This is a genomic window from Streptomyces sp. bgisy027 (genome assembly GCF_057710365.1).
The window spans coordinates 16,232-34,327 of sequence record NZ_JBYIVZ010000081.1 but is presented as its reverse complement, the minus strand read 5'-3'; the positions used below and the strand labels follow the sequence as shown (position 1 = coordinate 34,327).

The window sequence follows — 18,096 nt, the reverse complement described above, 5'->3', positions numbered from 1 at the left end:
ACCTCGCGCGCGCCCGCTTCGATTTCGACCCTATTGGCCACTACGCGCGCCCCGATGTCTTCACCCTCCACGTCGACGAGTCCCCCCGCTCTACCGTCCGCAACATCTGATCGGTCACCGTCACCGCTGCATACGTGGGCGTCGGCCTGGCCCTGCTCGATCGACTTGCCACGACGAGGCGACGGCTGCCGTTCTTCTTCGCACCGCCTCCCGAGCCGCGGCCAAGGCCCGGCGCGAGAGGTAGACCCCGATCGGATCACTGAGCCATTTCAGCGTTGACGCTCCAGGGTGAGGACGGCCTTGGCGATTGACGTCATTCGATTCGGGCTGCATCGCGCCTTGCGGAAGATCTTCCAGGTCTTGAGTCGGGCCGGGCCGCGCTCGACGGCTGCCCTTGCCCGCGACAGCGCTCGATTGACGGTCTGCTGGGTCGGTGTCAGCTCGCCTCTGGGAGGGCGCCGTTGTGGGGTGGTGACCCAGGAGCCGGCCCCGATGTAGGCGCAGTCGGCCAGGATCGGGACGCCCTGGCGCTCGCAGATCCGGATGATCCGGTGGGTCCGGGCGGCCGTCAGGTCGTGGGTGCGTCCGGGCAGGGCCGGGGAGATCCACAGCAGTCGTCCGTCCTGGTCGCTGACCAGCTGGTAGTTCACTCCGTGCCGGCGGTGCTTGGCCGAGTAGTCGGCACGACTGTCGCCGACCCGGTCGCACTCGGCGAGCGATCCGTCGACCAGCACGTAGTCCGGGTTCGCCTCGCGCAGGGCCTTCAGCAGGCCCGGTGCCTGCTCGGCGAGCAGACTGACGGCGGCCGAGGTGTAGGCGTGGGCCGTGCCGACCGAGATCCCGAAGGCCGCGGCGATCTGTGCCAGGGGCTCGTGCTTGCACAGGTAGACCAGGGCGACCAGCGCACGCTGGGACGGGCGGAGCTTGCAGCGGCGGTCACTCTCACGGGTGACGATGAGCATCGTGAGCCACTCGACGAGTGCATGTGGCAGGTCGAGTACGGCAGGATGAGGAACCAACAGGGCTCCAGTGCTGGCGAGTTGAGACTTCGAACACCTCCCTCAACAGCACCGGGGCCCTGTCCGTTTCGCACCCTCCGCCCCTCACCCGATCGGTGGCCACTCTGAAACGGCTCACTGCCTACGCGATCACCACCCCACCCTGGCCGCCACCAAGGGCCAGGGCCGCGAGCTCGGTCAGCCGGTCCAACCACGGCCAGGTCGCGGCGCCTCGGTACGGGCCACGGCCAAGGCTCGCAACTGCTCTAGCCGCACGGTGAGCGGGTGTTGGGCGGTGCGCTCCCGCGCGGCGTCACCTGCCTTCGTCGCGGCGGCGACCGCGTCCAGGCGTTCGGGTCCGCACGGAACCGGTGGCGGTTCTGCTCGGTCGCGTACGCCCGCCGCGCATCCGTCTCAGCCTCCAGAATCGGCCCAGCCGCCGGACGCCTACGCCAGGATCGCCGCGTCGGACAGCAGCACGTCATGCAGACGATGGACACAGCCCGTAGCCACCACGCGTGGGTCCCATTGCAACTCGACCGCCGCACTGCGATCCGCCAAAGGCCGGACTTCCAGGTGCAGTTGGAAGGGCGACGCGAGAGGTGTGACCTGAACGCGGCGGACGTTCCGGCCGGGAACCTGGATCCTGGCAGGGGCAACGTTTTGGTATGTCATGGCGGCCTGGAAGACGGGAGGCGTGCCCGGTCGCCGCCCTGCCGTCGGGGCCAGGCCCATCAGGTCCTGCATGGAGAGGGGGACCTGGGAGACGGACCTCAGCCACTGATCCCGCACGTCCACGTTGCCCGAGAACCGCACAGGGACAGGGCGCACGAAGTATCCGACGGCGTCCTCGTCCACCTCCTCCCGGCCCGCGTAGTAGGAGCCGAGGCAGAAGTCGGGTGTCCCGGTCACTGTGCGCAGTGCCGTCGCGAACCAATTGACGAGGCCGGCGTGCAGGTCTCCACCGGCCGCCGAGCCGAGCCGCTGCGCTTGGTCGGCGGACAGCCTCCAGCGCAGGAAGTCGGCAGTTCGCAGACTTTCGGGGTTGCCGGGTTCGAGGTCGAGGGAGCCCGAGCCCTTGAGAAGGTCCGTCCAGTAGCTCCGGGCCGCCGCCAGTTCGGCCTCGCTCCGATGCGGTTCGAGGTAGACGCGGTCGCGTACTGGCTCTTTCAGGCCACTTGCGAGCGCGGTTCCGAAGTCGCGGGCGATCACCTCTTCGGACCAGCCGTCGCAGGCGATGTGGTGCATGACGAAAGTGACGAGTGTGCCGGTGTCGGAGCCGGTGACGAAGCACCTGGCAGGCAGCTCGGACTCCAGGTCGAAGGGCCTCGTCCAGGCCGGGTCGACTTCGCCCTCGGGCGTGCTCTCCGCCCACATTTCGGCCGAAGCGCTGTCGCTGGGAAGCAGCTGCGCCCAGAGTGCGTCCTCCTCGTACCGGTACGTCGTCCGCAGGGCAGGGTGGTGGGCCAGGAGTGCGCTGAACGCCGTACGCACCACGTCCTCTGGTACGGCGGGTTCCACCGCGTAGGAGCTGACCAGGAATTGCGCAGGGTCGCCGGGGAGCATCTGCTCGCGGAGCCAGATGTCGAAGCGACCATCCGTGACCGGTGCCCGGCGGACGGGGCCAGCGGCAGTCTCGGCGCGCACGGCCACCGCCGCGTCGGCCATGGCCCGCGGTGTACGGCCACGGTGCAGGGCCTCCACGCCGACGGAAAGGCCGTGCAGCCGACGCAGGCGGCTGACCAGCCGCATGCCGAGCAGGGAGTTGCCGCCGTGGGCGAAGAAGTCGTCGTCGGCGCGGACCTGCCGCCCCAGCAAGGACGTGGCTACCCGTACACAAGCCCCCAGTGGGGTGAGGGGCTCGGCTGCGTGACCGGCCGCAGGCAACACGGGAGGCAAGGCGTTGCGGGCGACCTTGCCGCTGGTGTTGACGGGCAGGGTGGCGATGGGGACGAAGGCTGCGGGGATCATGGATGTGGGCAGCAATTCGGCGAGGGCGGTGCGCAGCGTGCGTTCGTCAGGCCGCTCACCGCCACGGGCGACGTAGTACGCGGCGAGGAACGACTCCTCCCCTTCCTGCTGGACAGCCACGGCCGCGGCGGTCACCCAGGGCAGGGAGTTCAGCGCGGCTTCGACCTCCTCAAGTTCGATGCGGTGGCCGTTAACCTTCACTTGGTTGTCGATACGGCCTGACACGACGAGGTCTCCGGACGGCGTGCGCCAGGCGATGTCGCCGGTGCGGTAGAGCGGTCCGCTGGGGTCCAGGGCCGGGTGGTTGACGAAGCGGCGGGCGGTGAGGTCCGGATCCTTTACATAGCCCTTCGCTACCCCGTGCCCCCCGAGAAGCAGTTCGCCCGGTTCGCCGTCCGGGACCGGGACGAGCTGCTCGTCGACAACGTATGCCCGGGTGTTGGCGACGGGGTGCCCGACGTGCATCTCCGTGGGATCGTCCGGAACGGTCCAGCAGGTGGACCACACCGTGGTCTCCGTGGGGCCGTACATGTTCATCACGACGTTACGGCCGAGGGCTTTGAGCCCTGTGGCGAGAGTGCGGTCCAGGGCCTCGCCGCCCACCAGGACCAGGTCGAGATGCGCCATCGCCGCCCGTGCCGTCGGGTCGTGGAGCAGCATGCGGAAGAACGTCGGCGTCCCCTGCATCGCCGTGACGCCGTGCCGGAGGATCAACTCGTGCGGCATGGCCGGTGTACCGCCGTCCGGCAGGGCCAGCTCCCTGGTCTCCGCGGTCTCGGCTAGGACCACTGGGATGCCTCGGCTCGCCGTCCACAGCAGTTCGAGGACGGCGATGTCGAAGGTGACTGCCGTGATCGCGAGCCACACGCAGGGTTCCGGCAGGGGGATCTCGGCGTCGAGGGCGAAGAACAGATTTGCCAGGTTGGCGTGGGTCACGTCGACTCCCTTGGGCACTCCCGTCGAACCCGAGGTGAAGATGACGTAGGCGCTGTCGGTGCCGGTAATGGCGGGCAGCGCTGCGTGCGGATCCGAGCGGAGCAACTCGTCGACGTCAACGTGCATTATGTCGTGTCCGAGGCGGCGGTCCGCATAGGGGGCGTTGGTGAGCAGCGTGCCGCATTCCGCCCGGCGCAGGGTTTCCGCGGCGCGTTCAGCTGGGCCGGTGCCGTCGACCGGCACGTAGACGAGACCGGCCCGCATGATCCCGAGAAGGGCCATGACGAGTTCTGGCGAACGGGAGACGAGGACGCCGACTCGCTGCCCGGGCTCCAGTCCCCTGCGGAGCAGGCCCGAGGCCACGGCTGCCGCACCAGCGTCGAGCTCGCACCGCGAGACGGTGCGGTCCCGGTAGGTGAGGGCGGGGGCGTCGGGGTCTTCGGCCAAGCGCGCGGCGATCGCGTCCGGGGCGAGTGTCTGCTGTGTCACCTGGCACCTTTCTCGAAACTGCGTACCACGGGGAGGGCTTCGGCAGCGACGCGCTCAAAGGTCTCCACGTCGGCGGCGAACGGCGCCGATCGACGCGGGTAGTGGACGACGAGGTCAGTGAATCCCCGTTGCGCGCAGCGGCCCGCAAAGTCGACGAACCGGTCGACCGAGGCGAGCGGTTCATCGCCCACGACACTGCCGTTGATCAGCCGGGAGAGCTCCGCGGGGTCGCGGTCGAGGCCGGCGCAGGCCTCGTCGAGCCGCTCCTGCTGACGGCTCACCAGGTCGAGCCCCTCGGCCTCAGGCACCTGCCCGAACCTGCGCGGGTCCCCGTTGGTGATCCAGATCTGGGCCTGCTCGGCGGCGAGCGCCAGGCCGCGCGGGCCCGTCGCCGCGAGGGCGAAGGGGATTCGTGGGCGCTGGACGCAGCCCGGCTCCATGTGCACGTCCACAGCGGTGTAGTAGGCGCCTCGGTGGGTCGTCACGCGCTGCCGCAGCAGCTGGTCTGCCGTCTCCACGAATTCACGGAATCTGTCCTGCTTCTGACCCGAGGTCAGTTCGAGGCCGCCGAGCGCCGTGGTGTCATGTCCACCCGCGCCGGCCCCGATTCCCGCCACGAAACGGCCACCGGACACGTCGTCCAGGGTCATGACGTCCTTGGCCCAGGTCACGGGGTGTCGGAAGGTGGGTGAGGTAACCAGGGTCCCGAGGGTGATCCGCTCGGTCACCGCAGCAGCTGCGGTGAGGGTGGGGATCGCGCCGAACCAGGGGCCGTCCCTCAATGACCGCCAGGACAGGTGGTCGTACGTCCACACGTGGTCGAATCCCATCTCCTCGACCTCGCGCCAGATCCGGCGGGCCTCGCTCCACCTGTGTTCGGGCAGCACTACGACGCCGACACGCATGTCTTCTACTCTTTCGAAGTCTGTTCTTCCGGTCGCCAGGAGGTTCGGGCCGGAGGCCGCCGGGTGCGGCTTCCGGCCTCGTGGCATCGCCGCCGACCCCTCAGGCGGACAACGACTTGACGATCACGTCGCTGAGTTCATCAACGTCGGTGACGCGGTTGATTGCGGCCTCCTCCAGTTCGGTGAAGTCCGCAGTGTGGTAGCTGCCGCTGCCGTGGACCACGATGTCGTCCCCGGCTGCGAGGAGTCCGCGGTCCACCGCATTGAGCACGCCGGTGAACGCCATGACGAGGGACCACTCGCGCAGTTGCCGCGGGTCGGCGGGCAGGGTGATGCCGGCGGCGCCGAGCAGGGCCCTGATCTGCGGGTAGCGGCTGAAGCACTCGTGGAGGGAGACGACGATGCCATCGCCGCCCTGCCGGTGGATCAGCCCGGACATCTCCTCGGCGGTGACCGGGGTCTGCGTGTAGAAGGTGGTCTCCAGCGTCTCCCCGGGATCGGCCGTCACGGCCGGGAAGTGCGGGTCGGCGTCTTGCCGGTGCAGCCCCGTGGCGGCATCGTATGTGAACGCGGGCACGCGGGTGCGCGAGAAGTCGCCACCCCGCAGGTGCAGGACCATGTCGGGGGTGTCCAGGTGCTGGACGAGCAGGTAGCGCGGTGCCGCGCCCTCGGACGCGAGCAGGTGGCGATGGCCGAACGCGTGGCCAAGCAGGCCGTAGGCGCTGGAGACGGCGTGCGCGTGGAGGCGGCCCCGCTCCGGGGCGGAGCCCAGGGTGTCCTGCTCCACGAGGGCGCGCAGGGCGTCGGCCATCTTGTAGTTGGCGATGGCAAGGCTGTACCAGATCCGATAACCGGTACGGCTCTCGGCCTCCGCACCGAACTTGTCGACGAAGGACACCGCCAGGTCCTTCACGGAGGCCCGCTGCGGCCCGTCGTAGGTGATGACCGGGTTCTGCGCCCGCCGGTCGGTGTCCTGGCTGAGAGGCGAGGACCACAGCTTGCGGCGCGCCGCGCCGGGGACAACCACGGCGATGCGCAGTTCGTCACCGGTGACGAGGCCGCAGTCCACGGCCCGCTGGACGGCGTCGCGCAGGGCCGTCGCCTTGTTCGCGGAGGATGGGGTGACTATCGCTATGCGCTCGCCGGTGCGGCGGATGTGGTGGACGGCCCGGGCCACCATCAGCAGCGACGCGAACGTCTTGGTGGTACGGGTACCCGGGTTGCTCATCATGTTCAGCAGGGTCAGCGAGTGCCCCTGGTAGACGTCGAGTTCGTGGACCGACACGTCGGAGGCGGCCAGATAGCGGCGAAGGTCCTCGGCCATCGGCGGGAGTTCGATATCCGGCTCGAAGCCGGGGTGCCCCGGGGCGGCCTCCGCAGCCAGCAAGCGGGCGGCCTCGCACGCCTTGTCGTAGTAGCGCGCGAGGACGTTCTCGACGCGGACCGTGCGGGGGGTCTGGCTAGCACTCATCAGGATCGCTTCCGGTCGAAGTGAGCTGGGACATCAGGTGGCGAGGCCGGGTTGCTCGGGGGCAAGGCGCGCGCTGTGCCGGTAGAAGATGACGCCCTTGGTGATCGCTTGGAGGAGGTTCGCGCAGATCAGCGCGGACCACAGGGCGGTGAGCCCGCCCGCATCGGCCACCGGGACGGCGCTCAGGCACAACAGGCCGAAGAAGACGGCGGTGGAGACCAGGCTCGGGAAGGTGCGCTTCAGCCCGAGCATGCCGAAGCCGGCGATCGCCTGGAGAGCGTCGGTGACCACCACGGCGAAGACGAGCGGGAGCTGGTCCTCCAATTGCGGCTGCAGGGACGCGTCTTCGCTGAAGAGAGGGACGATCCAGTGGCCGAAGACCACGAGGACGAGACCGAGGGTGCCGACGCCGCACAGCGCGACCCCGCCGCCCGCGAGGACACTGCGCCGAGCTCCGGCGGCGTCGGCGTCGCGTGCCGAGCCCGCCACTATAGGGACGGTCGCCTGGCCGATTGCCACGGCGAGGGTGTAGATCAGGTTGACCAGTGTCTCGGACACCCCATGCACGGCGGCCTGTTCGGTGCCGAGCCGGGCCGCGGCGAACGTCAGGACGCCGAGGACCACGAACTTGATGAGCACGGTTCCGGCGAGCGGGATGCCGACCCTTGCGAGCCGGAACACCTGAGGCAGGTCGGGGCGTCCAGGGCGCAGGGACTGGCCAGCCAGCACCGGGAGCCGGTGCAGGGCGAGTTGGACCCGGAAGGTGGTGATGAGGCTGGACGTCAGCATGGCGATGCCGGCGCCGTTCAATCCCAGGGCCGGAAGGGGGCCGGTGCCCGCGATGAGCCCGATCGACAGCAGCACGGCGACGGCGGTGCCGACGAGTCCTGCCCGCATGACGAGCTTGCCCTGTCCGAGGGCGACCAGGACGGAGATCGCGGAGGCGCCGACCGACGTCGACAGCACGGCGACGGCCAACAGGTAGGGGAACGCTCCGAGATGGTCGAGGGTGGATTCGGGGACGCCGGTCGCGCGTCCGATGACCGCCACCCCGGCAACGGCGACGGCGCCGAGCAGACCGACGATGAACCCCAGCCACATGCCGTTGCGGACCAGCGGGGCCATGCCGTCGGGGTCGTCCTCGTGTTGGCTGACGAACGGCATGACGCCGCGCAGGGCGCCAGTGACGGTGGCCGTGGCGGGGCTGTAGACGGCGATGGTCACGGCGAACGCCGCGAGCGAGGACGTCGCATGTCTGCCGAGCAGGGCGGTGTCCACCAAGGCTCCGGCGGAGGACGCGACCATCGTGAGGTAGAGCGGTAGCGCGGTCTTCGCGATCCTGCTGAAGGGGTTCTGCCGCCGTTCGGTCGTGGCGGTTTCAGTCATGAGATTTCCTGTCGGTTCGGTCCGCTTGCTTTCTGCTCCGGCGCCCCTGCTTTCTGCTCCAGCGCCCTGTCGAATGACGTGGATATGGCGGTCGCTAGTTCTCGTTCCGAACCGAACAGGTAGAAATGACCGCCGGGCCAGGAATGGCCGTTCACCGCATGACGGAAGTACTCTTCCCAATGGCAGGTCTCGACCCCGTCGAGGAGCGGGTCGTCACGGCCGCGGAATATCTCCGCAACGGTGTCCAGCGGGGCTTTGGCCCCGCATTCGTACGTATCGACGAGTTCCAGATCGGGGCGGATTACTTCCAGCAGGTAATCGACGACGTCTGGGTCCTGGAGCAGTTCCTCGGGCGTTCCGCCGAGGTCCCGCATGAAGTCGACGAGGCGTGCGTCGTCCCACAGGTCGCGCCGGGTACGCGCGGGGTGCGGCAGCTTGGGCGGACGTACGGCGGACAGGCCCAGCCACGTGACCGGAGTGCCGCGTCGCTCCAGTTCGGCGGCAAGCTCGAAGGCGACCACCGCTCCCATGCTGTGCCCGAACACGGCGTCCGGCAGGACACTTTGCACGTCGAGGGCGTCGAGGCAGAACCCGACGGCCTCCCCCACGCTCCGGCACGGCTTCTGCCCGAGGGACGGCCCCCGGCCGGGAAGGTCGAGCGTGAGCGTCCTGAATTTCCCTCCGAGTGATTTTGCGAGTTCACGGTAGGCGATTGCAGAACCGCCGGCATGATGCAGAATCAACATCTCAGGCAATGGCGGAACTGCCACATCGTCAGGATTCAAGGATTGCCTCCCGGATGAGAGGGGTGGTACAAACTTGGGTCATGAAACGAATCGCCTTCACTTACCCGGGTCAGGGATCGCAGGTTCCAGGAATGGGAAAGGATGCAGCGCAGGCGCGCCCGGACCTCTCCCGAAGTTATTACGAGGCGGCGGACGACATACTCGGGCTGCCGCTCAGCCGTATCTGCTTCGAGGGCGACGCGGAGCAGTTGCGCGACACCGCAGTGACCCAGCCCGCGATCTTTCTCACGAGCCTGGTGTTCACCCGGCTCCTGGAGGAGCAGGGAGTCGTGCCGGACGTGGTCGCCGGGCATAGCCTGGGCGAGTACGCGGCGCTGGTGACGGCCGGGGTGCTCGACTGGACGGACGCGCTGCGCCTGGTCCGCCGTCGCGGCGAGCTGATGGCGGCTGTGAACCGGCGTACACCCGGCAGGATGGCCGCCGTGCTCGACCTCGGTGCGGACCAGATCGACGAGCTGTGCGCGGAGGTCACACGGCAAGGGCGGGGCACCGTGGAGGTCGCCAACTACAACTCTGCGGCGCAGACCGTGGTCTCCGGAGACGCTCGTGGCGTCGAGGAGTTCGCTGCCGCGGCACGCCGGGCCGGGGCGCAGCGCGTCGTCGACCTCAAGGTGGGGGCGCCCTTCCACTCGGTGTTCATGAAGGAGATCGAGGCCGAGTTCGCTGACGATCTGGCAGGCGTGCGCTTCGCCGAGCCGGCGCTGCCCGTCGTGGCGAACGCGACGGCCGGGTATGTGGAGACGGCGGAGGCGGCGCGGGAGCTGCTGCGTCGTCAGCTCGCCTCTCCAGTCCTGTGGACACAGACCGTGGAGCTGCTCGTCGCTGCGGAGGTCTCGGCCCTGCTCGAAGTGGGCCCTGGCCGCGTGCTGTCGAACATCGCGCGTGCCTCGGCGCCCGGGCTGCCTGCCCTGCCCGTGGGGACGATGCGTCAGCTCGGCAAGGCCGTGGCGCAGGTGTCCGCTGTCACTGTGTGAGGTGAGGGGGGCGGCCCGGCGGCCGCCCCCCGCCGTGTCAGACATACGCGCACACCTCGCTGAGCTCGGCCAGCGCCTCCAGCCCACGCAGCACCTCGTCGACCGGCAGCCCGAAGTCGACCAGGCAGGCGATCTCGTCCACCCCGAGCTGGGCCAGTGACTCCACGATCGGCAGGCAGTCCTGGACCGAGCCGATCAGGCACCGGCTGCGGGTGTAGCCGTCGTAGACGTGTTCCAGCATCTCGGTGAGCTCCTCCTCCGGCACTTCTCCTGAGGCGAGAGCGGCGGGGAGGGCGAAGAGGTTCAGGGACGAGCGCATGTACGCCGTCAACGGCGCCCTGGCGGTGTCCCGGGCCCGCTGCCCTTCGTCGGCCACATAGGTGTGCAGCATGACCGCGACCCGCTCTCTCTCCAGGCCGTGACCGGCCTTCTGCAAGGCCTCGCCGTAGTCGACCAAGTTGTCCTCCAGCTGCTCCCAGGTCTGGCCGAGCAGATGGGTCAGCACTCCGTGCCCGAGCTCCCCGGCGAGGGCGAAGGTCGCCGGGGAACCCGCCGCCGTGATCCACAGCGGGATGTCCTGCTGGACCGGGCGGGGGAAGGACCGGATGGCCACCAGGCCGCCGTCGGGCCCGGGCCGCTCGACCTCCTCGCCCGCCCACAGGGACCGGACCTCCGCGAGCTTCGACCGCAGGGCGGACTTGTTGTCCGCGAAGGCATCGGGGGCGAGCACGAAGTCCCTCGGATTCCAGCCGGAGGCGAATGCCAGTCCCGTACGGCCACCGGACAGCTGGTCGACGACGGCCCACTCCTCTGCGACCCGGATCGGGTCGTGCAGTGGGAGGACCACGCTGCCAGCACGGATCTCCACGCGTTCTGTCATGGTCGCGAGGGCGGCCGCCGTCACTGAGGGGTTCGGGAAGGGCGCGCCGAACTCGTGGAAGTGCCGCTCGGGCGTCCAGACTGCGGTGAAGCCGTGGGAGTCGGCGAACCGCGCCGCCTCCTTCAGCAGGCGGTACTGCTCTTCAGGGACGTCCCCGCTGGAGAAGAAGAAGAGGCTGAACTTCATGCGGTGGCTCCTGCCGGTACGGAGTCGACGAGGCCCGGAGCGGAGTCCGGTTCGAACAGGAGGCGGAAGAGGGCCTCGCGGTAGAGCCGGAGCAGCTCCTGCGCGTGCCGGTGCCCGTCCGCGTCCCTGCAGAGCAGTTCCACCCGCAGGGAGTCGGGCGCTTCGATCGGGAGGAACTGGAGGCACTGTCCCGGCGGGAGGGTGTCCAACTCCAGCGCCTCGAAGGGCGCGCCTGCCAGCAGGACATCCTGGGTGTCGTCGCGGACGTAAGTAAAGGACACCGACTGCGAGATGTGGGCGGCCAGCGCGAGGTCCCGGGCCGCCAGGTCGCCGAAGGGCACCAGGCGCACGGACTCGACGCGGGCATGGACGCGCTGCGCCTCGGCGAACGCCTCGGCGGGGGACTGCTCTGGCGCGAAGCGCAGCGGTACCGGGACCACGTTCGCGAACGCGCCCACCGAGTCGCTCAGCGCGGAGTGCACCCGGCCGTCGAGCGCGACAGAGAAGCAGACTCCGTGCTCACCGGTCCGGCGGGCCAGCGCCGAGGCGAAGGCGGTGAGGTGCAGTAGGAACGGAGTGGTCCGACGGTCCGCGCACCACGAGCGGATCACGGCGTGCAGGGAGGCGTCGGGGCGCCAGCTCACACGGTGCACGGGTGCGGTGGACGGTACGGTGTCCGATGCGCGCTGCGCCGGCAGCAGCTCTCGCCACACGTCGAGCGCCTGCGTGAAGGACGGCATGGACGGCAGCTCGTCCCGCCAGGCCAAGTACTGCAGGAACCCCTGGTCCTCGGCCGTGGCCGCGCCGGGCGCCGCGTCGTAGGCCTCGGCAACCGACCGGACCAGGTTGAGCAGGCCGATTCCGTCCAGGGCGGCCGCGTGGACCGTGAAGGAGACCAGCAGGCCCTCCTCCGGCACCCGCACTGCGCGGACCCGCAGCAGGGCGTCCCGGCGCGGGTCGATCGGGTCGGCCTGGCCTGCCTCGGCCAGCCACTCGTGCGCGCCCTGTGCCGGCGGAGGCGTCGGCAGCCGCAGTTCCTCCACGCTCGCCGCGTTCTCGCCCGGGGCGGCCAGGACGGGGCCGCCGTCTTGCGGGTAGCGCACCCGGAGCGCGGGGTGCCGGGCCAGCACCGCGTCAAGCGCCGACTCCAGCCGTCGCAGGTCGAGTTGAGCCCCCGTACGGAAGACGAAGGTCTTCTGGTGGGCGGCTTCCGGGCTCTGGACCCGGCGCAGCAGCCCGCCGGGGACGGTGTCAGGCAGCCGTGGCGGGGGCAGGGTTACCGCGTCGTCGGTCTGGGCGGACCTCTCGGACACGACGGCCGACAACGCGGACGCCGTTCCGGCCGTGTAGAAGTCGCGGATCGACAGACGAACGCTGAATGCCTCGCGGACGAGGTGCAGGGCTCTGGTGGCCAGAAGCGAGTGGCCACCAGCGTCAAAGAAGTCGTCCTCGGCCTGTAGTTGCGGCTCCTGGAGCAATTCGCGGAAGACGCCGAGGACCGTGGTCAGGACGGGATCGCCGCCCCTGTCCGTGGGCTGCTGCGCGGCTGCCGACTCCGGGTTCGGCAGCCGGGATGGGTCGACCTTGCCATTGACGTTCACCGGGAAGGAGCCGACCACTGTGAACGAGGACGGCACCAGCGATGGGGGCAGTTCCTCGCGCAGCCGGTCGCGGACCGTGCCTGCCAGGTTCTCCGCGCGGCCCGCGGCGATGAGGTAGGCGTCGAGGCGCTTGTCGCCGCTCTCGCCGGTGACCCGCAGATAGACATCCCGCACGCCGGGCACCCGCCGGATGACTAGCTCGATCTCGCCGAGCTCGACGCGCGTGCCGCGGATCTTGATCTGCTGGTCGCCGCGGCCCAGATAGAGCAGGTCGCCGCTGGGCAGCAGCCGGACCCGGTCGCCGCTGCGGTAGGTGCGTTCCCCCGTCACCGGATGGGTGGAGAACCGCTCGGCGGTCAGTTCGGGCCGACCCAGATAGCCCGTGGCCACGCATGGACCGCTGAGAAACAGCTCACCGATGCTCCCGTAGGGCACGGGCCGGCCCGCCTTGTCCTTGATCTCATACGTCACGTTCTGGATCGGACGGCCGATCGGCGCGTACCGGTGCCAGGTGCGCGCAGGGCCGGTGAAGCGGTAGAAGGCGACGCAGTGCGTCTCGGCCGGGCCGTAGTTATTGATGAGCTGGCACTCCGGGAGGGCCTCGAAGAAGCGGATCATCTGCTCGCTCAGGCGGAGTTGTTCGCCGGTGGTGGTGATCTCCCGCATGGTTGCGAAGAGCGAGGGATCCGCCTGGTAGCGGGCGGCCAGCGCGTGCATGAGCGAGACCGGGAAGATCGCCTTCTGCACGCCATGGTCCCGGATGAACTCGGGCAGCAGCTCGTGGTCGTGCTTGTCCTCGTCGTCGACGACGTGCAGTGATCCCCCCGAGCACAGCGCTCCGAAGGTCTCGTGGAAGGAGACGTCGAAGCCGAACGAGGCGAACTGAAGCCAGCGCGTTCCGAGCGGGGTGACGCGGGTGTCGTAGTCGGCCAGGTTGGCCAGGGCCCGGTGGGTGAAGTGAATGCCCTTAGGGCGTCCCGTGGTTCCGCTCGTGTAAGTGACGTAGGCACCAACGGCCAGGTCGACCGCGTCGCCGGGCAAGAGCCCCTCGGGGCCCTGGATCCTTGTCACGTCGGCGAGTTCGAGCGGTTCGGCCTCGGTGGCAAAGCGGGCGTCGGCTGCGTCGGCGCAGAGCACGAAGCGGGCGCCGCTGTCCTCGGCAATGACCGCGAGTCGCTTCGGGGGGTGCGCCAGGTCGAAGGGCACGGGAGTTGCGCCCGCCCGCATCACGCCCAGGAGTGCGGCCACGAGGGGAACGCCGCGCTCCATCGCGATGCCGACGGTGTTGCCATGCGCCACGCCGCGCTCAGTGAGCAGGTCTGCGATGCCGGCCGAGATCCGGGCGAGCTGCCCGTAGGTGAGCCTCCCCCGCTTGTCGGCCACCGCGGTGCGCTCGGGATGGCGTGCGGCGAGCTCCGCGAAGACGGCGTGCACTGGCCTGTCCGGTACTTCGGCGAACGGGCCGACGAGGGCTGCCGCGGTGCGTGCCGCGGCCTCGGGAGTCTCGACGGGCAGGTCGGCCACGAGGGTCTCGGGGGCGCTGGTGGCCCGGTCCAGCAGATGTCCGAACGCCTCCTGCCAGGCGGCCACCGTCTGGGCGTCGAAGCGGTCCGAATCGTACATGAACCGGCCCGACAGCGTGCCGTCGCGGCCCAGCCACCAGCTCAGCGAGAGCTCGTACGTGCTGGCCTCGCGGTCGAACGGCACGGTGACCGCGCGCAGGCCCTCCGGCGCCGGGGGCGCGCTGGCGTCCTCGCTGAGCATGTTGAACAGCACCTGGAACACCGGGCTCACGGACAGATCGCTGTCCGCGCCGAGATGCCGCGCGAGCACCTCGAACGGCAGGTCCTGGTGGTCGAGGGCGTCGGTGAGGCGATCCTGCGTGCTGTGCAGCAGGTCGCGGAAGGTGTGCTCCCGCTCCCAACGGGTTCGCATCGGCAGAGTATTGACGAAGTTGCCGATGAGCTCCCGGGCCTCGGGGCGGTGCCGTCCGGAGACCGGCGTGCCCACGACCACGTCGCGGCTGTCACTGATCCGGCCGAGGAAGAGCGAGAACGCGGCGGACACGACGACGAAGGGCGTGGTCCGTTCCCGGGCGGCCAGTTCCCTTACCCGCGTGGCCAGTTCGGTCGGGAGGCTGAAGTCGAGGTTGCGGCCCGCGTAGCTGCGGGCCGAGGCGCGTGGGCGGTCGGCGGGCAGCTCGATCACCTTGGGGGCGTCGGCCAGTTCACGCGTCCAGAACTCCAGGTGGCGACGCATGTCCGCGGATTCGAGCGCCTCGGCCTGGCCGAGAGCGTGCGCGGCCAGCAGGCCGTCGAGTGGTGGCAGGTCGGGGACCTCGCCGCGGACGCGGTGTGCGTAGGCGGCGTACAGGTCGGTGAGGAGGATGCCGGTGGAGCGGGCGTCGGCGCAGATGTGGTGCACGGCCATGCCCAGCACATGGCGTTCGGGCGCGAACCGGAAGATGCGCGCGAGCAGGACGGGTGCGCGGTCCAGCGGGATCTTGGAGGCGAGCAGTGCGCGGATCCGCTGCCGCAGCTCGTCTTCCGTGACGTCCTCGACCGGCAGGTCGACCTCGGCGGCCGGGCGGATCTGCTGCACCGCGCGTCCGTCAACCACCGTGTACACCGAGCGCAGTGCCTCGTGGCGCGCCACCACGTCGCGCAGGGCGGCGTGCAGCGCCCTCGTGTCGAGGGGGCCGCGCAGGTCGGCGAGGACGGGGACGTTGTACGCCTCGGCAGCGTTGTCGATCTCGTCGAGGAAGACGAACTTCTCCTGATGGGGGGTTAGAGGCAGGACGGTGCGGGGGCGGTCGGGCAGGGAGGCCGTGGCGGGGGAGGCTGCGCGCACGAGTTCGGCGAGTCGGCGCGGCGTCGGGCCGCGCATGAACGAACCGAACGGCACGACCGCGCCCCAGCGGGATTTGGCGGAGGCGACGACGCGCTGGGCCAGCAGGGAGTCGCCCCCGAGGGTCAGAAGGTCGTCGTCGGCGGCCACCTCGTCCACGCCGACGGCCGCACGAAAGAGTTCGCGTGCCTCCTCCTCGAGGTCCGCCGCGGGTACGGCATCTCGGGCGGGCGTGTCGGGGGCGGCGTCCTGGGCCTCACGCCAGTACCGCTGCCGGTGGAAGGGGTACACCGGTACGTCCACCACTGAGCCCGGTGCCATGTCGGTCGAGGGCAGGTCGGCGCCCTGGATCCCTGCGGCCCAGGCGCTGACGGCGCCTGCCAGCAGGGTGTCGGCGCCGGGCCGGACGCCCTCGGGGACGCTCGGCAGGATGGAGACCAGGCGCCCCAGCCGGCCCAGGGCTGCGGGGGACGGCGGCTGAGCGTCGGGCGTGACCGCCGGACGTGCCACGGTGAGCCCGCGCGGTGGCAGCGTGCGCAGACCGGGCGAAGCGGGCGCACCGGCTCCCAGGTGGGCGGGATCCGCCGCCCGCCCGGCGGGGACGAGTTCACTGCCGTCGGCGTCATACCAGGTCAGCTTCGCGGGGCCGAGGGTGAGGCTGCGCGCCGCCGTTTCGGCGGGTTCGCCGGTGGCGAGCCGGGCCAGCAGACGCTTCAGCTCTTGTGGGGGCAGCACGCCGGTGAGCACGGCTGCCGCCAGCCGGCATTCTGGGGCGGCGAGTACGGCCGCGGGCTCAATGCCGTGCTCGCGCCACACTGCGGCGGCGCCGAGGGCGGTGATCGTGGCCAGGACGGCGTGCGGCAGGGCGCCAAGGCTGGTGTCCGAGCCGAGGCCGAGGCCGGACCGCCAGGCGTCCAGGAGTGGGTCCGCCGCCGTCCGGAAAGCCGACAGGGTGTCGTACAGGTCGCCGAAGAGGTGCGCGATCGGACTTGGGAAATCCAGCAGGAGAGCCACTGACCGGACCATGGGATTTGCGGTCTCCGCCGGTCCGACCCGGACGATGTCGCCGCCGGGGCGCCACAGCAGGGCGCGGCGCAGGGGGTGCTGGGTGCGTCCCCGCCGCAGGGTGAACGCGATGTCGTGCGCTCCTGCGGCGGAGGTGACGTTGCTGAGGTGCTTGCGCAGTTGCGTGTCCAGGGCGTCGAGGGACTCGGGTGACCTGGCGGTGAAGGCGAGCAGGACGGAGTCGTCGGCGAACACGGGCGCCGGTGTCTGAGGCTGCCGCGGGGCCTCCTCCACCAGCAGATGGACGTTGGTGCCGCCGATGCCGAAGGAGCTTATCCCGGCCCGCAGCGGGTGTGCTCCATGCCAGGGTCGCAACTCCCGGTTGAGGTAGAACGGTGAATTCGTCAGGTCCAGGTGAGGGTTGGGCTCCTCGCAGCCGAGTGTCGGCGGCAGTTCGCGGTGGTGCAGGGCGAGGACGACCTTGATGAGGCCGGCGATGCCCGAGGCCGAGTCGATGTGCCCGATGTTCGACTTCACCGAGCCAAGGGCGCAGAAGCCCGTGGCGGTCGTCGTCTCCCGGAACGCCTCCACTAGGGCGCTTACCTCGATCGGGTCGCCGAGGGCGGTTCCAGTGCCGTGGGCCTCCACGTAGCTGACGGTGTCGGCCGGGAGGCCGGCCAGCGCGTGGACGGTGGCGATGAGTTCGGCCTGTCCGACGGCGCTGGGCACGGTGTAGCCGCTCTTGGAGGTGCCGTCGTTGTTGACGGCTCCGGCCCGGATCACGGCGAGTACTCGGTCGCCGTCCGCCAGCGCGTCCTCCAGGCGGCGCAGCACCACCAGGCCGACACCGCTGGCGAAGACGGTGCCAGCGGCCTCGGCCGAGAAGGGGCGGCAGCGACCGTCCGGGGAGGCCGTCCCGCCCTCGGTGTACAGGTAGCCGAGGTCGCGGGGCTTGATGCAGGAACCGCCGACGACCATGGCGTCGGCCTCATAGTCCAGCAGTGTGCGGCAGGCCTGGTGCACGGCGGCCAGGCTGGACGAACACGCGCAGTCCACGGCGAGGCTCGGACCGGTCAGTCCCAGCCGGTAGGCAAGCTGGGTGGCGGTGAACCCACGGTCGTTACCCATCAGGGTCCGGTGCCAGCCCAGCCGCTCTACGGCGTCACGGTGGGGCAGGACGTTGTCCAGGAGGTAGTCGGAGTGGTTGAGGCCGAGGAACACGCCGATGCGCCCGGAGAACCGATCGGGGTCAATCGCGGCGTGCTCCAGGGCGTGCACGGCCGTCTCCATCAGGAACCGCTGCTGCGGGTCGGTGATCTCCGCCTCCGCCGGGGTGAGTCCGAAGTACCCGGCGTCGAACAGCGCGGGATCCGCGAACCTTTTGCGTACGGCCACGTAGTCGGGGTCGTTGATCAGGCTCTCGGGCAGCCCGGCGGCCCGCAGCTCTTGGTCGGGGACGTTCTCATTGGGCTCCCCGCCGCTGCGCAGCAGCTGCCAGTACTCCTGCACGGAGTCGGCGCCCGGGAAGCGGCAGGCCATGCCGACGACGGCCACGGCCGGGACGTCGCCGTCCACGGGTTCGGGCAGCGCTTGGGACATGTGGATGCTCCTTGGGGAAGTCACGTGCGGTATGCGAAGGGG

9 protein-coding genes are annotated in these 18,096 nt (G+C 70.1%); 1 reads left to right on the top strand and 8 read right to left on the bottom strand.

Annotation, left to right across the window (positions count from 1 at the left end):
• Nucleotides 1-269 precede the first annotated feature (269 nt).
• The 6 genes from AC3ETA_RS45160 to AC3ETA_RS45135 form a co-directional block, all read right to left on the bottom strand.
• Nucleotides 270-1,019 (bottom strand): transposase family protein, encoded by a 750-nt coding sequence (locus AC3ETA_RS45160; protein ID WP_432198707.1) that lies wholly within the window; start codon nt 1,017-1,019, stop codon nt 270-272.
• 426 nt (nt 1,020-1,445) lie between these two features.
• Nucleotides 1,446-4,394, bottom strand: a complete 2,949-nt coding sequence (locus AC3ETA_RS45155) for an amino acid adenylation domain-containing protein (RefSeq protein ID WP_432198706.1) — start codon at nt 4,392-4,394, stop codon at nt 1,446-1,448.
• On the bottom strand, nt 4,391-5,299 hold the full coding sequence (locus AC3ETA_RS45150; RefSeq protein ID WP_432198705.1) for an LLM class flavin-dependent oxidoreductase: 909 nt from the start codon (nt 5,297-5,299) through the stop codon (nt 4,391-4,393). The genes AC3ETA_RS45155 and AC3ETA_RS45150 overlap by 4 nt, the downstream gene beginning before the upstream one ends.
• Before the next feature lie 100 nt (nt 5,300-5,399).
• On the bottom strand, nt 5,400-6,770 hold the full coding sequence (locus AC3ETA_RS45145; RefSeq protein ID WP_432198704.1) for a DUF6002 family protein: 1,371 nt from the start codon (nt 6,768-6,770) through the stop codon (nt 5,400-5,402).
• 33 nt (nt 6,771-6,803) lie between these two features.
• A complete protein-coding gene (locus AC3ETA_RS45140) occupies nt 6,804-8,156 on the bottom strand; it encodes an MATE family efflux transporter (RefSeq protein ID WP_432198703.1) in 1,353 nt (450 codons plus the stop codon).
• Entirely contained in the window at nt 8,153-8,941 is a 789-nt protein-coding gene (locus tag AC3ETA_RS45135; protein WP_432198702.1) for a thioesterase II family protein, read from the bottom strand. Before AC3ETA_RS45135 ends, AC3ETA_RS45140 begins: the two co-directional genes overlap by 4 nt.
• A gap of 14 nt (nt 8,942-8,955) precedes the next feature.
• On the opposite strand from AC3ETA_RS45135, the gene fabD reads away from it, so the two are divergent.
• Nucleotides 8,956-9,936, top strand: a complete 981-nt coding sequence (fabD, locus tag AC3ETA_RS45130) for an ACP S-malonyltransferase (RefSeq protein ID WP_432198701.1) — start codon at nt 8,956-8,958, stop codon at nt 9,934-9,936.
• A 37-nt stretch (nt 9,937-9,973) separates the two neighbouring features.
• Here fabD and AC3ETA_RS45125 read toward each other — a convergent pair whose 3' ends face one another.
• Nucleotides 9,974-11,002: a MupA/Atu3671 family FMN-dependent luciferase-like monooxygenase gene (locus tag AC3ETA_RS45125; protein ID WP_432198700.1), complete on the bottom strand. Its 1,029-nt coding sequence runs from the start codon at nt 11,000-11,002 to the stop codon at nt 9,974-9,976.
• Nucleotides 10,999-18,054, bottom strand: a complete 7,056-nt coding sequence (locus AC3ETA_RS45120; protein WP_432198699.1) for a hybrid non-ribosomal peptide synthetase/type I polyketide synthase — start codon at nt 18,052-18,054, stop codon at nt 10,999-11,001. The genes AC3ETA_RS45125 and AC3ETA_RS45120 overlap by 4 nt, the downstream gene beginning before the upstream one ends.
• Nucleotides 18,055-18,096 lie beyond the last annotated feature (42 nt).

Excerpts from the sequence above, each read along its gene's own strand:
- AC3ETA_RS45150 (WP_432198705.1), bottom strand. The coding sequence starts at position 5,299 with ATGCGTGTCGGCGTCGTAGTGCTGCCCGAACACAGGTGGAGCGAGGCC.
- AC3ETA_RS45145 (WP_432198704.1), bottom strand. The coding sequence starts at position 6,770 with ATGAGTGCTAGCCAGACCCCCCGCACGGTCCGCGTCGAGAACGTCCTC.
- AC3ETA_RS45140 (WP_432198703.1), bottom strand. The coding sequence starts at position 8,156 with ATGACTGAAACCGCCACGACCGAACGGCGGCAGAACCCCTTCAGCAGG.
- fabD (WP_432198701.1), top strand. The coding sequence starts at position 8,956 with ATGAGAGGGGTGGTACAAACTTGGGTCATGAAACGAATCGCCTTCACT.
- AC3ETA_RS45125 (WP_432198700.1), bottom strand. The coding sequence starts at position 11,002 with ATGAAGTTCAGCCTCTTCTTCTTCTCCAGCGGGGACGTCCCTGAAGAG.
- AC3ETA_RS45120 (WP_432198699.1), bottom strand. The coding sequence starts at position 18,054 with ATGTCCCAAGCGCTGCCCGAACCCGTGGACGGCGACGTCCCGGCCGTG.